General features: G+C 55.5%; 13 protein-coding genes. 3 read left to right on the forward strand and 10 right to left on the reverse strand.

Annotation, left to right across the window (positions count from 1 at the left end):
- Positions 1-96: 96 nt before the first annotated feature.
- On the reverse strand, positions 97-1245 hold the full coding sequence (locus KJY78_RS05080; protein ID WP_214337527.1) for a hypothetical protein: 1149 nt from the start codon (positions 1243-1245) through the stop codon (positions 97-99).
- Between the two features lie 273 nt (positions 1246-1518).
- Between KJY78_RS05080 and purL the strand changes: the two genes are divergently transcribed.
- Positions 1519-3825: a phosphoribosylformylglycinamidine synthase subunit PurL gene (purL, locus tag KJY78_RS05085; protein WP_214337528.1), complete on the forward strand. Its 2307-nt coding sequence runs from the start codon at positions 1519-1521 to the stop codon at positions 3823-3825.
- Between the two features lie 132 nt (positions 3826-3957).
- Here the strand turns inward: purL and tmk are convergent, their stop codons facing one another.
- The 9 genes from tmk to sp36 all read right to left on the reverse strand — a co-directional run bounded on the left by tmk (position 3958) and on the right by sp36 (position 12287).
- Entirely contained in the window at positions 3958-4596 is a 639-nt protein-coding gene (tmk, locus tag KJY78_RS05090; protein WP_214337529.1) for a dTMP kinase, read from the reverse strand.
- An 8-nt stretch (positions 4597-4604) separates the two neighbouring features.
- Positions 4605-7373 carry a type I DNA topoisomerase gene (topA, locus tag KJY78_RS05095; protein ID WP_214337530.1) on the reverse strand — a complete coding sequence of 923 codons (2769 nt, stop codon included), beginning with the start codon at positions 7371-7373 and terminating at the stop codon, positions 4605-4607.
- Positions 7374-7586: 213 nt separating this feature from the next.
- A complete protein-coding gene (locus tag KJY78_RS05100) occupies positions 7587-7895 on the reverse strand; it encodes a helicase (protein ID WP_214337531.1) in 309 nt (102 codons plus the stop codon).
- Positions 7896-8030: 135 nt separating this feature from the next.
- Positions 8031-8483: a TadE/TadG family type IV pilus assembly protein gene (locus KJY78_RS05105; protein ID WP_214337532.1), complete on the reverse strand. Its 453-nt coding sequence runs from the start codon at positions 8481-8483 to the stop codon at positions 8031-8033.
- 5 nt (positions 8484-8488) lie between these two features.
- Entirely contained in the window at positions 8489-8875 is a 387-nt protein-coding gene (locus KJY78_RS06815) for a DUF4244 domain-containing protein (protein ID WP_348771203.1), read from the reverse strand.
- A 147-nt stretch (positions 8876-9022) separates the two neighbouring features.
- The gene (locus KJY78_RS05115; RefSeq protein WP_214337533.1) at positions 9023-9895 is read right to left on the reverse strand and encodes a hypothetical protein; all 873 of its coding nucleotides are present in this window, start codon (positions 9893-9895) and stop codon (positions 9023-9025) included.
- Positions 9892-11352: a TadA family conjugal transfer-associated ATPase gene (locus KJY78_RS05120; protein ID WP_250544201.1), complete on the reverse strand. Its 1461-nt coding sequence runs from the start codon at positions 11350-11352 to the stop codon at positions 9892-9894. The genes KJY78_RS05115 and KJY78_RS05120 overlap by 4 nt, the downstream gene beginning before the upstream one ends.
- Positions 11353-11646: 294 nt before the next feature.
- Positions 11647-12126 (reverse strand): RidA family protein, encoded by a 480-nt coding sequence (locus tag KJY78_RS05125; RefSeq protein ID WP_214337534.1) that lies wholly within the window; start codon positions 12124-12126, stop codon positions 11647-11649.
- A gap of 2 nt (positions 12127-12128) precedes the next feature.
- Entirely contained in the window at positions 12129-12287 is a 159-nt protein-coding gene (sp36, locus tag KJY78_RS05130; protein WP_214337569.1) for a Sp36 family protein, read from the reverse strand.
- A 273-nt stretch (positions 12288-12560) separates the two neighbouring features.
- On the opposite strand from sp36, the gene KJY78_RS05135 reads away from it, so the two are divergent.
- Positions 12561-15125: a transglycosylase domain-containing protein gene (locus KJY78_RS05135; protein ID WP_214337535.1), complete on the forward strand. Its 2565-nt coding sequence runs from the start codon at positions 12561-12563 to the stop codon at positions 15123-15125.
- A gap of 81 nt (positions 15126-15206) precedes the next feature.
- Positions 15207-16235, forward strand: coding sequence for a metallophosphoesterase (locus KJY78_RS05140; RefSeq protein WP_214337536.1), 1029 nt, complete (start codon positions 15207-15209; stop codon positions 16233-16235).
- The last annotated feature ends 2 nt before the right edge of the window (positions 16236-16237 follow it).

A 16237-nucleotide genomic window follows, 5' to 3' on the forward strand; every position in this document is an offset into this window, starting at 1 on the left:
CACCGATTTTTGGACGCGCACTAACAGCGCGCTAACTAACCACCCCGACCGACTGCCGAGGTTTAACAATCCCGCGCTTAGCCGCTCGGCGTCTCTTTATCCGCTCTGCGTCGATTTTTGCGCGCGCAGGTGTGGCGGATACGGCGCGCCTGGCACGCTGAAATCTGGTGAGCCATCCGGCAGCTGCGGCAGCGGCGTGCCATCTGCCAGCGTTGGCCATGCAAACTGCCCGTTTTCGTCCGGTTGCACTTCTTGCGTCGGGGGAGACTGCTCAGCCGGTACAACCTGCGAAGTTTGAGCGGGTGCAGCTGTAGCAGGCTCGATCGGCGCAGGCTCAGCAGCAGGCTTTGTAGCCTCTTGTAGGCTTACCTGCTCTGCCTGCTGTTCTGCTCGCTCCTGCGCAACAGAATGTTTTGGGCTTGCACAAACTTGCGCCGCCGTTTGCCCCTGCGCTGTCACAGTTGCTGCAGGCCAGACTGGTACTGCTGCAGGAGCCGCGCTGGTAGTTGGCGCGGGCTGTTGCCTCCGCCTCTGTTGCATCCGCCTTTCCCAAAAACTACCGGGGCGCGGGAGAAACTCTGGCAGCGTGAAAGCTAGCAGCACGCTCATAACGGCAGCGATACCGCTGAATAAAAATAAGGCCATGGCTGCGTTCAAGAACAGACCTATCGGCTCCAACCCGAAATTGCTGATAATCGGTCTCGCTGTCACCAAAACAGTGAATAAAAAGCTCAGCCCGGCCGCCACGAGCGCGAAAATTGCCGCCATCGATGGTTTGCCGTCGCGCGTGCACGATCCGCGCTCTGACAGCTTAATTATCAACCACGACCACCCCAGAGCGAGCAAAAACCAGCTGTACGTGCTGGCAACATAGGAGACAACGCTCGCCGAGGTGTAACTGCTGTAGTAGAAAAACTCGTATGACCAGGTGTTCAAAAATGCGACACCCAGTACGTACAGGTTGGTGCACAGAATCACCGGCAGAATCCAGCTATTGCGGCGCGATTTAACCCGAGCGCTCACAATCGCAATCACCGTGAAAATCGCGAACAGCATAAATGATGCAAAAATGCGCGTGCCAACGTGCTGCAGATTTGGCACGGTCAAAACCAGCAGCACAGAAACCACGCCCAGCACGGCAACCGCAGCGATGTTAATCCTTAAAAATAGAGCGCGACTCGGTATATATTGCTGCAAATTTGCAGCAATACTGGGCTGGTGTTCTTGCGGGTTATTCATGCGCATAAGTATTTCATTTTTACCTGAATAAAAAACTGAGTGCGGGCGGCGACTCGTAGCGGGTTACTAGCCCATCACAGCCCGCACGCGGGTGACTGGCTTCCGCTTGCTGATTGCTTGTCACCGCCCGAATACGGGTGGCGAATCGTGACATCCTAATTGTTTATCACAGCCCGCACAAAATCGAGTTATCAACAATTAGCGGCGGGCTATAAAATCTCAGCTAAAAACGGCTAAAATTGAGGCAGTTGCAACTCTAAAATTACCCGAGGAGTCATTATGTCTACCCTTTTACCAGACACCGTCGCAAACGCCATCGCGACTCCTGATAAAACACAGCCGTATGATCAACTCGGGCTCACGCTCGACGAGTACAACAAGATCCGCGAGATTCTTGGGCGACGCCCGACCTCTGGCGAGCTTGCGATGTACTCAGTTATGTGGTCAGAGCACTGTTCTTACAAGTCTTCTAAAAAGTATCTGCGCCAGTTTGGGCAGAAAGTTACCGATAAAATGCGCGAACGGCTCATGGTAGGCATGGGCGAAAACGCCGGCGTAATCGATATTGGCGAAAACTGGGCGGTAACCTTCAAGGTTGAAAGTCACAACCACCCCTCATATATTGAGCCTTTCCAGGGCGCGGCAACGGGTGTTGGCGGCATTGTGCGCGATATTATTTCAATGGGTGCGCGCCCGGTTGCGGTGATGGATCAGCTGCGCTTTGGTAAAATTGACGATCCCGACACTGCTCGTGTTGTGCATGGGGTTGTATCGGGCATTAGCTCGTACGCGAACTGCCTGGGGCTGCCAAACATCGGCGGGGAAACCGTTTTTGACAGTGTTTACCAAAAGAACCCGCTTGTTAACGTACTCGCCATCGGCGTTATGAAACACCAGGATATTCGGCTTGCGAACGCGAGCGGCACCGGCAATAAAGTTGTTCTGTTCGGCGCCCGCACGGGCGGTGACGGTATCGGTGGCGCTTCAATTCTCGCGTCTGACAGTTTTGACAGCGCGGGGCCGGTGAAACGCCCCGCCGTGCAAGTTGGCGATCCTTTTGCAGAAAAACTGCTCATTGAGTGCTGTCTGGAGCTGTATCGGGCAAAGCTCGTTGAGGGCATCCAAGATTTGGGCGCTGCGGGTATCTCCTGCGCAACAAGCGAGCTTGCCGCAAACGGTGACGGCGGAATGCTTATTGAGCTTGATAACGTGCTGTTGCGCGATCCGTCGCTAACTGCGGAAGAAATTCTCATGTCGGAGTCGCAGGAGCGCATGATGGCCGTTGTTACTCCCGAAAAGCTCGACGCGTTTTTGGCCGTAACTCAAAAGTGGGAGGTTGAAACCAGCGTTATCGGCGAGGTTACAGATACCGGACGGCTTGTTATCAACTGGCAGGGCGGTGAAATTGTGAATGTGGATCCGCGCACTGTAGCCGTTACCGGTCCTGTTTACGATCGCCCAGCAGCACGCCCGGCGTGGCTTAATGCGGTGCAGGCAGACAGCGCCACAAAACTTGCTCGCCCACAAAACGGCGCGGAATTGCGCGAGCAACTGCTGCAAATTTTAGGTCACCCAAATCAAGCGTGCCCGGCGTGGATAACCAACCAGTATGATTCTTACGTTTTGGGTAACACCGCCCTCACTTTCCCTGATTCTGCGGGAATGGTGCGCGTTGATGAAAGTTCTGGCTTGGGGGTTGCCTGCTCCACAGATGCAAACGGGCGTTACAGCTACCTTGACCCCTACGCGGGAGCACAGCTCGCGCTCGCAGAGGCGTATCGCAACGTGGCAGCTTCGGGCGCTGTGCCAACGGCTGTTACCGACTGTCTAAACCTCGGCAGCCCTGAGGATCCAAACGTTATGTGGCAGTTTGCACAAACCGTTGAGGGTTTGAGCGACGCCTGCTTGGAGCTTGCAGTGCCCGTCACCGGCGGCAATGTTTCGCTCTACAACCAGACCGATCAAACCCCCATCCACCCAACCCCTGTTGTCGGTGTGCTTGGAATTATCGACGATGTTGCCCGCCGCGTGCCGAGCGGATGGCAAGATCAAGGCGAAAATCTGTATCTGCTCGGGGTTACTAAAGACGAACTAGACGGCTCTGCATGGGCTGACGCGGTTCATAATCATCTGGGCGGCACGCCTCCAAAAGTTGATCTTGCTGCGGAATCTCAACTCGCCGGGCTGCTACACTCGGCCAGCGTAAACGGCATTATTTCGGCAGCAACCGATCTTTCTGAGGGCGGTCTTGCGCAGGCTCTCGCAGAGGGCGTGCTCAGGTTTGGCGTGGGCGCGCGCGTCTGGATTTCAGAGCTGACACAGCGCGACGGCATTGACGTAACCGCAGCTCTCTTCAGCGAATCACAGGCTCGCGCACTGGTTGCTGTGCCGCGCGAAGAGAACGTTAAGTTTCAAGGGCTGTGCAACGGTCGCGGCGTTAGTGTGCTACGCATCGGTGTGACCGACGGCACGGGTAAAAACGCTGTTTTGGAGGTGCAGGATCAGTTCACCATCCCGCTTACCGAACTGAAAAACACGCACTCACGCACTCTGCCCACACAGTTTGGATCGCTAGTGGGTGAATAAGCCCGGCGGTAGCTCGCCACTGGGCTTGCGATAATTTCGCGCGGCGCAAACCCACGGTAAGAACGCACACAGCTCGCTGCGCGCCAATCCGCGCTGCAATGGTGCGCGCAAGCCCGCAGGGTAAGTCCGCCGCTAGCTGGTCGCTAAAATATCGTTTACTTTAGCGACCACAAGCCTGTTAATCTCTGCAATTGGTGCTGTTGCGTCAACAAGCAGATACCGCTCAGGTGCTTTTGTTGCAAGCCGCCTAAAAGTTTCTGCCACCGACGTGTGAAACGCTAGTGTTTCACACTCGATGCGATCCTCTGCCTCTTCACGATGTGCAATGCGCTCACCGCGCAGCGCCGGATCAAAATCAAGCAGCACGGTTAAATCCGGGGTTGTGCCTTCTGTAACCGCCGCGCTAAGCTCGTAAATCCACTCTTCTGAAAGACCTCGTGCGCCCGCCTGATAGGCAATTGACGAGTCAATATAGCGATCCTGCAACACTATCGAGCCCGCAGCGAGCGCTGGCATGATCACCTCGGCGTAGTGCTGCGCGCGATCCGCCGCATACAGCAGTGCTTCTGCGCGAGGCGCAACATCAGACCCGTGCAAAAGCAATTCGCGGATGCGCGAGCCCAGAAGTGTGCCCCCCGGTTCGCGCGTGCAAACTATCTGCTGCTGCGGCAGCTGCTCCCGCAGAGAGTTCGCCAGCAAGCGCAGCTGCGTGCTTTTACCCGCGCCATCACAGCCCTCAAAAACTACAAACAGCCCGCTATGAGATCGCATAGTTTGTGCTACTCGCCCCGCTCGACGGCTAGTCTTGCTTCGCGATTGGCTTTGCGCGTCTCCGCTGCTTTTTTTGCAGCGGCTGAACGAACCTGATCCACCTCTTTTTTAGCTGCCGCTCTTTTAACTGCCGCTTTCCTCGCTGGCGCTTTTGTGCCCCATTTTTTCGCCGAACCTTTCGCCCGTTTAGCAGCGAGCAAATCAACAACTTGCTCGTATGTGAGCTCTGGTATGCCTTCGCCGCGTGGCACTGTCACATTGGTTGACCCGTCGGTTATATACGGTCCGAAACGACCGTCTCTAACAACAATCGGTCTTCCGGTTACCGGATCAACATCAAAAACGCGCAGCGGCCCTGTCACTTTGCGTTTACCGTATTTAGGAGAGGCAAACAGTGCCTGCGCACCCTTAACGTCAATGCTGAAAATCTCAGCCTCGCTGCTCAGGCTGCGGGTTTCTATACCGCGCTTAATGTACGGCCCGTAGCGTCCGTTTTGTGCGTATATCATTTCGTCACCGTGCTCGGTATCTACGCCCACTTCGCGCGGCAAACTCAGCAGTTTTATTGCGGTTTCAAGATCAACGGTTTCCGGATCCATAGTCTTAAACAGTGACGCAATCGGCAGTTTTTCGCCTTTGGGCAGCTCTTCGCCGTCTGCCAGCTGTTCTGCGACATACGCCCCAAAGCGACCCGTTTTGGCTATAACATTGCGCCCACTCGCAGGATTTACGCCCAGCACCCTGTCTGAGGCAGGTTCCGCGGCAGCAAGTTCGGTTGCTTTTTGCTCTGTTAGCTCATCGGGAGCGAGATCCGCCGGAATAGAAACCGCGCGCGGCTTCCGCTTGCCCGTGTTATCATCTCTCTCGCATTTTTCGTCTAGAACCTCAAGGTAAGGGCCGTACCTGCCGTTGCGCAGCGCAATATTTTTAGAGATCTGCACCGTGTTAATAGCGCGCGCATCGACCTCTCCAAGGTTGTCAACAACCCGCCGCAATCCGGGATGGGTGGCGGATCCAAAATAGAACTCGCGCAACCAGTTTTCGCGGTTTTTTGTGCCCGCAGCGATATCATCGAGATCCGCTTCCATCGTGGCGGTGAAATCATAGTCAACCAGCTCTGCAAAGTGGTTTTCGAGCAGCCGTATAACGCTAAACGCGATCCAGTTGGGAACAAGCGCGTTACCGTTTTTAGCAACGTAGCCGCGGTCTATGATCGTGGACATAATAGTCGCGTAGGTTGAGGGTCTGCCCACTCCCAACTCTTCCAGGCGTTTGGTGAGGCTCGCCTCGGTGTATCGCGCGGGCGGTGTCGTGTTGTGCTCTTTCACTTCAGCGCCAGTAATTTGCACAGCATCGCCAGCTTCAAGCAGCGGCAGGCGCTCCATTTTTTCCGCTCGCGATTTGTCATCGCGCCCTTCTTCGTAGGCGGCTAAGAACCCGGGGAAGGTGATTACCGTGCCGCTAACCTTGAACTCCAGCTGCGCGGATGTGCCCGACAAGCTGGCGGTGTCCGCGATTGTGATGGTGTCGGTGGATCCTGTAGCGTCTGCCATTTGGCTGGCCACGGTTCGCTTCCAGATGAGGTCGTAAAGCGCAAGTTCTGAACTGGTGAGCTGGCGTTTGAGGCTCTGCGGCTGCGCAAAAACCTCACCTGCGGGGCGGATCGCCTCGTGTGCCTCCTGCGCGCTCTTGTTCTTTTGCGCGTAAACTCGCGGCTGCGGAGCGACCGAGTTGCCGCCGTAGAGTTGCGCAGCGGCGGTTCTGGCGGCATTAACTGCCTGCGCAGAAAGGTTGCTCGAGTCAGTACGCATATAGGTTATATAGCCTTTTTCGTACAGCGACTGCGCAACCGACATTGCCTGCCACGAGCTGAGATTAAGCTTGCGTGATGCTTCCTGCTGCAGGGTTGAGGTTGTGAAAGGCGCGGCGGGGCGACGCCTATAAGGTTTTGTTTCACGATTAACAACCTGCGCCTGTTTTGCCAGAGTTGCTGCTATTTCTTGCGCGGCTTCCGCGTTTAAGATGTGAATTTCACCGACGTTTTTAGCTGATAGCTCGCCGTGTTCGTTAAAGTCTGCTCCCGTAGCAACTTTTTTACCGTTCACGGTGTTCAGTCTGGCAGAAAAATCGCTTTCGGCAGAGTTGAACTGTGCGGTCACGCTGCAATAATCAACGCTGATAAAGTCCATCCGCTCACGCTCACGGTCAACAACCAGCCTGGTTGCAACGGATTGCACCCGCCCAGCAGACAGTTTTGGTCCGACTTTCCGCCACAGCACGGGCGAAATATCGTAACCGTATAGCCTGTCAAGGATCCGTCGGGTTTCTTGCGCGTCAACCAGGTTAGTATCTATTTCACGGGTGTTTGCGACCGCTTCATCAATTGCCTGTTTGGTGATCTCGTGAAAAACCATACGGCACACGGGAACTTTAGGTTTTAACACCTCGAGCAGATGCCACGCGATTGCTTCTCCCTCGCGGTCTTCGTCTGTTGCTAACCAAAGCTCGTCAGCGTCTTTTAGCGCTCGTTTCAACTGCGCTACGGTTTGTTTCTTGTTGTCGCTAACAACGTAATACGGCGCAAAATCATTTCCAACATCAACAGCAAACTTGCCCAGTTCGCCGTGCTTCAACTCTGCCGGTAATTCTGACGGTTCAGCAAGGTCACGGATATGCCCCACAGAAGCAACCACTTCGTACTCTTTGCCTAAAAATCCTCTGATAGTGCGGGCTTTTGTAGGTGACTCCACTATAACTAGTTTTTTTGAGGCTGCCATCTGGCTCCTTCTAACACTGTGTGTAAACATTTAATCTCTCCGATTAAAGCAAAACTTGCATAATCTATTACCGAGATTAGCTACACGATTCTGTCACATAATAACCAATTGAACACTATAACACTAAAAGTTTTTAATCTTTACTCAAAAACTCTTAAACCTCTCCCTAATAGTAATCATAATATCCCACGATCCTTGATATCCCACACGCCTTTACTCGCTCCCCGCCCGCGCTCGCGCAACAAGCGCAAAACCCGCAAACTGCGCGGCACACTCAACCTGCACGGTTGTTGCGGCGAGCTCACACTGTGTCAGTGCGGCTCCGTGTGCGGCGGCAACATCAGACGCAATCCGGCATGGCGGATCCCCACGCAGTCCGAATAACGCATCCGCCGCGGCAAGCGCAGCATTATCAGCGGCAGCTGTGACCGTGTGCTGTTTCTGCACCGCCGCGCTAACTCCCAGCACGGCTGCGCCGACCGCCAGTGTTACGGCTATTAACACCGACATTAGAAAACTCATTTACTCACCTCATTAATACCCCTCAAACAAAACACAATCACGCCCGCACAGTGTGTTGCAACGCTCTCTGCTGCTCACACAAACGCCAGCCCACTCGCACAACCACCCCAATTGCATTACCCCCTCCCTTACTCATTAGGTCACGTCCGTTTTTGCCGCGCAGCTGCGCGCCTCAATCGCAAACGCTCTTAACACCGTAGTGTTTTTATGCGTGCGCAGAGTGACGCAGTGCAGCGCTGCATCCGCTGCCACCGCCCGATATTCAACGCCCTCGCCTAAATCGCCGCGATATTTTGCCGCTTGTGCAGTGTCTCCCCGGGCTTCGAGCCGCGCGATTTCAGCAGCGGCGGATATTAGTTTTATTTTCTGCGCGCTAACGGATAAGCCGCCAACAATCAGCGCGAGAGTAACCACCACAACGGGCAGCAGGATCGCAAATTCGGCGGTAACTCCCCCTTTTTCGCTCCGCACCAATTTCGCAATGGAAGTTAGTTCCATTTTTCCGTTGCGCGCGAACTTCGCAACTAAGGTTAATCCCGATTTTTTGCTCCACATTAGCCCTGCAATGGCGGTTACTCTGCGCAACACGAGAGCTACCCTGCGCTGTTGAGGGCGTTTTCTATTAGCCGCGTGAGAGCCGCACGAACTTCGCCGCTGCGCATAATAACAACGAGAAGACCCGCAAAAGCAACGGCTGCGATAATCACAATTGCGTACTCAGCCGTCACTCCGCCGCGTTCTGAGCTCAGCAGTTGTTGCGCTCTGTGCAAACGCCTGCACCGCTCTTTGTAGCTTGTGCGCCCGCGCATTAGATTTACAAACAGCAAATACCTGCGCGCATTCGCAACATAAAATCGGTGCAACCATAAATATAAATAAACGTCTAAAAATCTAAACCCCGAATACGAGACCGAGTTAGATTTATTACGCGGTTGCGCACAAGCTGAGATCCGCTCACGGATGCTATTTAGTGTGAACATTTTTACTCCTGTTCTAGTATGTGAGACTTCAATTATCACGGCGTTGCAGGGGTGCACCGCCTAAAAATCAGATACCTGTTGATAACCGCGCAGCTGCTCGTTTTACAGGGGCTGTGGATAACGTTTTAATCCGCAACCACCCGCGGTTTAATCCCCAACCCCCTGCAACATCGCAACAACAAGCGGAATCACACCCGTTAAAATAAACGCTGGAAGCACACAGCACGCTAACGGCAAAAGCGCTTTTGTGCCCAGTTTTTCCGCCGCGGTCTCTAGTTTTTCGAGCTGCTTGCGACGAGCTTCAAGCGCCACCTCCTGCAGCGCCGTGTTAAAACCGGCTCCCGCGTAACGCATTTTTGCCAGCACCGAATCAACAGACCCGTCCGCAGCAAGCTCGTCCGTGTTCAACCACTCTGCATTGTTGCTGCAGATTGCATCCGCCACCAGTTTTTTAGCCTGTGCCGCGGCAAAACCCCCGCACATAGCAAGGGCGACCAGCTCGCTCTCGTAACCGGCAAGGCTCTCCAGCCGCGCAACCTGCGCAGTCATGCGCCGCAACCACAGAACACCAACAAGCATCAAACAGGCGGCGGCAAACAGCAGCAATACGCCGTATCCGCGCAGCAGCACGCGGAGCGGATCAAACCCAACCAGGTAGCCCATCGCAACGCCAAACAACGGCAGCGCTGCAACCAAAGCCATGCTAGCTTTAATACCGCTGAGCAGCACCCGTCTGCGTTTGCGAGCTTCTAGCAGGGCGTCAAACGCACGCGCCAGGCTTTGCAACCCCCACGCATAGGGAGCGCCCGTTGTGATGGCAATATCTTGCACAACTCGCAAAACGCTCGCCGCACGGCTGTTTTGCTCTAGTGAAACGGCAGCCGAGGCTGCAACCCCTGCGCGCAGGCAAGCCGCCGCGCTCTGCAATTCCTGTTTGTATTGTGCAAGTTCGGCGTCGAATTTGCTTTCGCTATCACCCGGCATAATCGCGGCTATTTTGGACAGATAGCGCGCTTTCATGATCTAACAAGCTGTGTTTCTGTGTTCTCAAGCCAGGTGTCGTTAACCCCCGCGAATCCAGTGGTTGATATTTTCTCGTACCCCGCCGCGTCCGATACAGAAAAGCTTGTGCCGCCCGCAGGTCCGCCATCCACAACCGCGGACGCGTCGCTAACCGCACCCGCAACCCCCGCATCAACGCTAATCTGCAGCTCACCGTTTGCGCCTAGCCGCGGCGCACCCAGCTGCGCAATCCGCAATTGCCCGTTACCATTGCGCCGCAACTGCACAACCAGATGCACCGCCGCAACAACCTGTTTTGCAAGCGCCACCGCACCCATTCCAGCGAGCGCTCCAAGCGCCTCCAGGCGCGCAGGAAGCTCACCCAGCCCGGAACAGTGCACAGTGCTCATTCCACCGCTGTGACCGGTGTTAAGCGCGTTTAACATAGTGGCAAGCTCCGCACCACGGCACTCGCCAAGCACTAGCCTGTCGGGTCGCATCCGCAACGCCTGTTTCAAAAGTTCATCAAGGCTCACCGCTCCCCCCGCCTCGCTGTTTGCAGCGCGCGATTCAAGCGCCACATGGTGCGGATGCTCTAGCACAATTTCGGTGACATCCTCGATTGTGATAATCCGCTGATTCGCTTCAGCCGCATCCAGCAGCGCCCGCAAAAGCGTTGTTTTGCCCGTTGCGGTCCCGCCGCTAATCAGAATATTACGCCGCGCAGACACAGCAGCGAGTAGCTGCCGCGCAACTTGCTCACTGCACGTTCCGTTATGCACCAGGTCACGCAGTGCTAGGCGCTGCAGGTTTGGCACGCGGATCGAAATCGCCGCCCCGTGCACCGCTATCGGTGCCAGCACCGCGTGCACTCGAATTCCCGCGCCAAGCCGCACATCTTGCGCCGGGTGCAGCTCATCAAGCTGACGCCCGCCCGCTACAATCAGTCCGCAAGCAAACTCGCGTAGCTCGCGCGCATGGCGGATCGGCGGAGTGAAGCTCTGCATTGCGCCGTCAATATCTGCCCACAACTGCACTCGCTCACCCCGACTCTGGACGAAAATGTCGCGCACTCCCGGCCTGTCAAGCAGGGGCAGCAGCCACGAAAACGCCCTTTTTTGGTGCAACAGAAGCGTCTCGCTGATCACCGTCAGAGGCGGCAGGTTTTGCGCAGCACCGCGCACATTCACGCCCGTACTCCCGCGCGCTCTTGAAGCCGGTGCGCCAGCACTCGGCACGCCAACGGCGCTCAGCAAACTCCCGTGCACGCTCCCGCGCGTGCTTGAGTCCGGCGATCCCGCGCCCGCAAAGCTCACAGCACCCGGCACGCCCACGCCAAAAGCGCCCGGCATAAACTCCGCTGCGGGCATAAAGGCAGATTCTAGCTGCGGCGGCATAAAAGCATTAAGCGGCGGCGATGCGCCGCTGGTTTGCCGATCAAGCGATAGCGCGTGTTTTTTCGTAAAAAATTTCATGCAATAATTTTTAGCTGCCACTGACGCTATCGAGTCTAAAACCGTGAAACCTGTGCAAAACCTGGCTTATCTCAATCTGTCGAAAACGTAATTAACCGCACCAGAGAAAACCCGCGTACAGCAACCGCGCTCAACCCCAAAATCCGCGCACCCAAAGCCAGCACAACACAAACGCCACAACCCGTAAAAACAACCCTTAACAGAGCCACACGCTCAACAGATCCGCTAAAAATCAGCCCGGAAACAATAACAGAGCCGCGCACCCAACAGGATACGCAGCTCTTAGCACGTAGTTTATTCCGCTATTTCAAAAACAAATTCCGCCTCAACGGGAACATCAAGCGGCAGCACAGCAACGCCCACGGCAGAGCGCACGTGAACGCCGCTCTCGCCGAAGATTTTACCCAGCAGCAGCGATGCGCCGTTAGCAACAAGCGCCTGATCCGTGAACTCAGGGTCAGAAGCAACAAAAACGGTTACTTTAACAACCCTTTTAATCTTGTCGAGCGAACCCACAACACCCTGCACTGCCGCGAGCGCGTTCAGAGTGCAAACCTCAACAAGCTTTTGCGCCTGCGCGAGCGAAACAAACCCTGCTTCGTTGGTGTTTTTAACCTTTCCGCATCCCGCAACTTTACCCTCAACCAGCGGAATCTGTCCGCTGGTGTAAACAAAGTTACCAACCTGAGTTGCTGGCACATAAGCCGCGACCGGAGCTGCGATCTCGGGCACGGTGTAGCCGAGCTCTGCGATTTTTTCTGCAATAGTTGACACTGTTATTTTGCCTTTCGTTTTAGATATGCCACGTTGCCGCCAGCTGGACCGGTGATTATCTGCACCAGTTCCCAGCCTTGCGCACCCCAATTATTGAGAATTTGAGCCTCGTTGTGCAACAGCAGCGGGGTTACAAAGTACTCCCATTTAGCGTGCGCCAGCGTCGCAGTTGTTTCCGCCGCTGCTGTTGCTGCGGATGTTCCTGCACACGTTCCTGTAACCACAGCCGCATCAAAGTCAGTTCCCGTGGCAGCTACCGCGCAGTTGCCTGCCGCGTCCGCAGCATCCGCCGTTACTGCGCACATTCCCATAGCATCCGCTGCTGTTTTTGAACCGTTATTCACCGTGTTCATTCGCCTCTTTTCTGTGTGATTTGAGATCTCTAAAAATTGTACTGTTAAACACCTTTCAGAGTTTTGGCATATGCTAATTTTATGAGTTCTATATCAAAAACGCCCCGCAAGGTTTACAGTTTTAAACCGCGCACCCCAGGCGGACGCATTGGTGCACTAATCGGCGCAGCCGTGATGAGCGTTATTGCGGGCGTGTTGCTAACTGTGGCGGTTACCCCGGTGGTGGCTCTGAGCGGCGCTACCGCATCCACCGCGATCTCACTTTTTGAGAACCTGCCCGGCTACATCGACCCGGGCAGACTGTCGCGCCCGTCAGAAATATACGCCAAGGGCAAAAACAATGAAGAGGTGCTGATCGCCCGTTTTTACGCGCAAAACCGGCAGCTGGTGAAGTGGAATCAGATTGCGCAGTCGGTGAAAGACGCCGCAGTCTCTGAGGAAGATCCGCGCTTTTACACCCACGGCGGCGTTGACGTGCTGGCCGCAGCCCGTGCGGTTGCGCAAAAAGTCACCCGCAGCGGGCACTCCGGCGCGTCAACAATTACAATGCAGTATGTGCGCAACGTACTGGTGCAAGAAGCTGAACTGATCGCCGACAAAGAAGAGCGCGAGAAGGCGTACGTCAACGCCACCCGCGAAGATATAGACCGCAAACTCAAAGAAATGAGGCTGGCTATTTCAATCGAAAAACGCTATTCCAAAGACGATATTTTGTTAGGCTATCTCAACATTGCTAACTATGGCGGGCGGATCTACGGAATCCAGGCCGCAGCGCACGCCTACTACAGTAAAAACGCTGATGAGCTCAGCATTGCCGAGGCCGCCAGCCTGGTTGGCATAGTGAACTCGCCGGCGACTTTGAACCTGCGCAACCCTGACAACTACGAGGCAAACGAAAAACGCCGCAACAGAATTATCGGATCGATGCTGCGCGAGGGCAGAATTACTCAGGAACAGCACGACGAGGCGATCGCAACCCCCGTTGAGCCGAAGCTATCAGACACCACAGCAGGGTGCTCCATGGCTGAAAACCGCAAACTCGGTCACTTCTGCGACTACATCGTGAACTACCTGCGCAATGACTCCCGATTTGGCGATACTCCAGAAGAACGCTGGTTTCGCCTCCAAAACGGCGGCTTTAAGATTATGAGCACAATCGACCTTGACCTGCAGCAGGCGGCAACAGACGGTATGGCAGAGTATATGCCAGCAACGCGACCCGGAATCGACTACGGCGGTGCGGCGGTGTCGGTATCCACTAAAACGGGTGAAGTGCTCGCCATGACTCAAAACCGGCCGTTCAGCGATGTGCCAGAGTTTGTCGAGGAGCACCCCGAGTACACGAGCATTAACTACAACACCGACTACGAGTACGGCGGATCGCACGGCTTCCAGTACGGCTCGGTTGCAAAAGCGTTCACCATGGCTGAGTGGCTCAACAGCGGGCACAACATCCGCGAGCGCGTGAACGTTGGCGGTCGCACCGTGAACTTCTCAAGTTTCCGAGCCAGCTGCCTGCCTAACGGCGTCTACGGCGGCGGATCATTTACCTTCCGCAACCACAACCTCGCCTCGGGAGTGAACACTGTGCTGCACGCGATGGACAACTCGCTCAACGGCGGTTTCGTCTCGATGGCACAGAAACTTGATCTGTGCAAAATCTTTGACGTGCAAAAAGCGATGGGCGTGCATCGCGCGGCCGCGCAGAACACAGAACCCAGCCTGTCAAACTACGGCACAAAAAATCTCACGATCGTGCCCGCGGGCGTTTTTAACGGCAACGATGAGGTGTCTCCGCTCACAATGGCAACCGCGTACGCCGGATTCGCCAACAACGGTAAAGTGTGCAAGCCCTCCCCGATCGCGTCAATACACGATTTTGAAGGCAAAGAGGTTGCGTTCACCAAAGCCAGCTGCAAACAGGCCATCCCCGAAAACGTTGCGCACGGAGTGCTCTACACGCTCGAGCACTACATCACCTCGGGTATTGGCGGGTTCGGTCGCGGCAACACCGGAGTGCCACGCTACGGCAAAACGGGAACAACAGACAACAACAAAGACAACTGGTGGGTTGGCGGATCAACCGAGGTTGCAACCGCTGTGTGGCACGGTAACGTGACGGGTAACACCGACCTGATGGACCTTGGAATCTACCGCAACTCAGGCAAAGTCTGGCGCGATATTATGAACTCTGCCGATCGCAAGTACAAAGGCGAGGCGTTTCCGCGCCCGAGCGAAAGCACCCTGCAGCCACGCCAACAGCAGGTTCCTGACATCACAGGTCAGCAGTTTGAAGAGGCAAAGCACGTGCTGGAGGCCGCTGGCTTTATCGTAGAGCAGGCTGGCTCTGAGCACTCTGACAAGCCAGAGGGTCAGGTTTTGCGCATGGAGTCAGACGGCGACACCGTACGCCTAATAGTTTCAAACGGTATTCCGGGCACGCCTAGGCTGCCCGGTGAGCTAACAGGGATTAGCGCGCAGGAGGCGGCTAACAGGCTCGGCGCGGCTGGTTACTATGACGTTGTGATGCAGTGTTCGAGTGGCGGAAGCCCGCACCCGCGCCGCGAAGTTACCTCGGTGTCGCCCGCTCCGGGAACAGAGGCAAACCACAACACCAGAATTACCCTCACGATTAAGTGTAGGTAACCGACCGGGTGGGTGGTGTGCCCAAGCGCCACCACCCTTCCTCCCACTCCCAAGAACCACTCCGCACAAAGGATGAAATAAGTGGCTAAAAACACCCTCACCAGTTTTCGTAACGCGGCAATTATTGCAGGCGTGGCGAGCGCATCCGCACTCGCCTGGGGCATCCTGGTAGAGCGCCACCTGTACACGCTGCGACACGAGTCGCTGCCGCTGTTGGAGACGGGCAAAAAACCCGTGAATGTGCTGCACCTGTCAGATTTTCACCTGGCACCGTGGCAGGAAAGGAAAATCGCGTGGCTGAAATCATTGGCAGAGCTTAACCCCGACGCTGTTGTGCTCACCGGAGATCTGCTCGGACACCGCGACGCTTTAGCTGCGCTGCTGGAGGCGCTGCTGCCGCTCGCCGAAACTAACGCAAAAATATTTTTTACAAACGGATCGAACGACTATTTTGGCCCGGTAGCAAAAAATCCGCTGCAATACCTGCTGCGCGCCAGCAACGCTAGTGGTAAGCGCTCAAAACACCCCAGTGTGTCGCTTTATAATGAGCGGCTAATGCTCCAGCTTAAAAACGGTTTGGGTGCAATCGACCTCAACAACAGCGCAAAGCAGGTCACGATTAAAGACTCTACAATGCTCTGGTTTGGGCTCAACGACGCTCATCTTAAATACGATGACCCGGCAAAAATGCACGCCGCAATCGCTGCCGAGCGGGGCGCAGCAGCCAGCGCCGAGTCGGGCATCAAAAACAACACCGAACAGAGCACTGCAAACGGCGGCGAACAAAACACCCAAAACAGCACTGTGCCGCTGAGTCTGGGTGTCACACACGCACCGTACATAAAAACGCTGAACACCCTCACGGATGCTGGCGCAGAACTGATTTTTGCCGGGCACACACACGGCGGACAAGTGCGCGTGCCGTTCGTGGGAGCACTCACCTCAAATTCCGATCTACCGCTGCCACAGGCGCGCGGGCTCTCCTCCTGGCACACCGCAGACAAACACTCGTTCTTGCACGTTAGCGCCGGAATTGGGCACTCGATTTATGCGCCCATCAGGTTTGCCTGTCCGCCAGAAGCAACGCTACTCAGGCTAGAGCCTAAATAAGC

The organism is Canibacter zhuwentaonis (genome assembly GCF_018531145.1).
Classification (GTDB): domain Bacteria; phylum Actinomycetota; class Actinomycetes; order Actinomycetales; family Microbacteriaceae; genus Canibacter; species Canibacter zhuwentaonis.

Coding starts and splice junctions, on each gene's coding strand:
- tmk (WP_214337529.1), bottom strand. CDS start 4,596: ATGCGATCTCATAGCGGGCTGTTTGTAGTTTTTGAGGGCTGTGATGGC.
- KJY78_RS05080 (WP_214337527.1), bottom strand. CDS start 1,245: ATGCGCATGAATAACCCGCAAGAACACCAGCCCAGTATTGCTGCAAAT.
- KJY78_RS05115 (WP_214337533.1), bottom strand. CDS start 9,895: ATGAAAGCGCGCTATCTGTCCAAAATAGCCGCGATTATGCCGGGTGAT.
- topA (WP_214337530.1), bottom strand. CDS start 7,373: ATGGCAGCCTCAAAAAAACTAGTTATAGTGGAGTCACCTACAAAAGCC.
- KJY78_RS06815 (WP_348771203.1), bottom strand. CDS start 8,875: ATGTTCACACTAAATAGCATCCGTGAGCGGATCTCAGCTTGTGCGCAA.
- KJY78_RS05135 (WP_214337535.1), top strand. CDS start 12,561: ATGAGTTCTATATCAAAAACGCCCCGCAAGGTTTACAGTTTTAAACCG.
- KJY78_RS05100 (WP_214337531.1), bottom strand. CDS start 7,895: ATGAGTTTTCTAATGTCGGTGTTAATAGCCGTAACACTGGCGGTCGGC.
- KJY78_RS05120 (WP_250544201.1), bottom strand. CDS start 11,352: ATGAAATTTTTTACGAAAAAACACGCGCTATCGCTTGATCGGCAAACC.
- purL (WP_214337528.1), top strand. CDS start 1,519: ATGTCTACCCTTTTACCAGACACCGTCGCAAACGCCATCGCGACTCCT.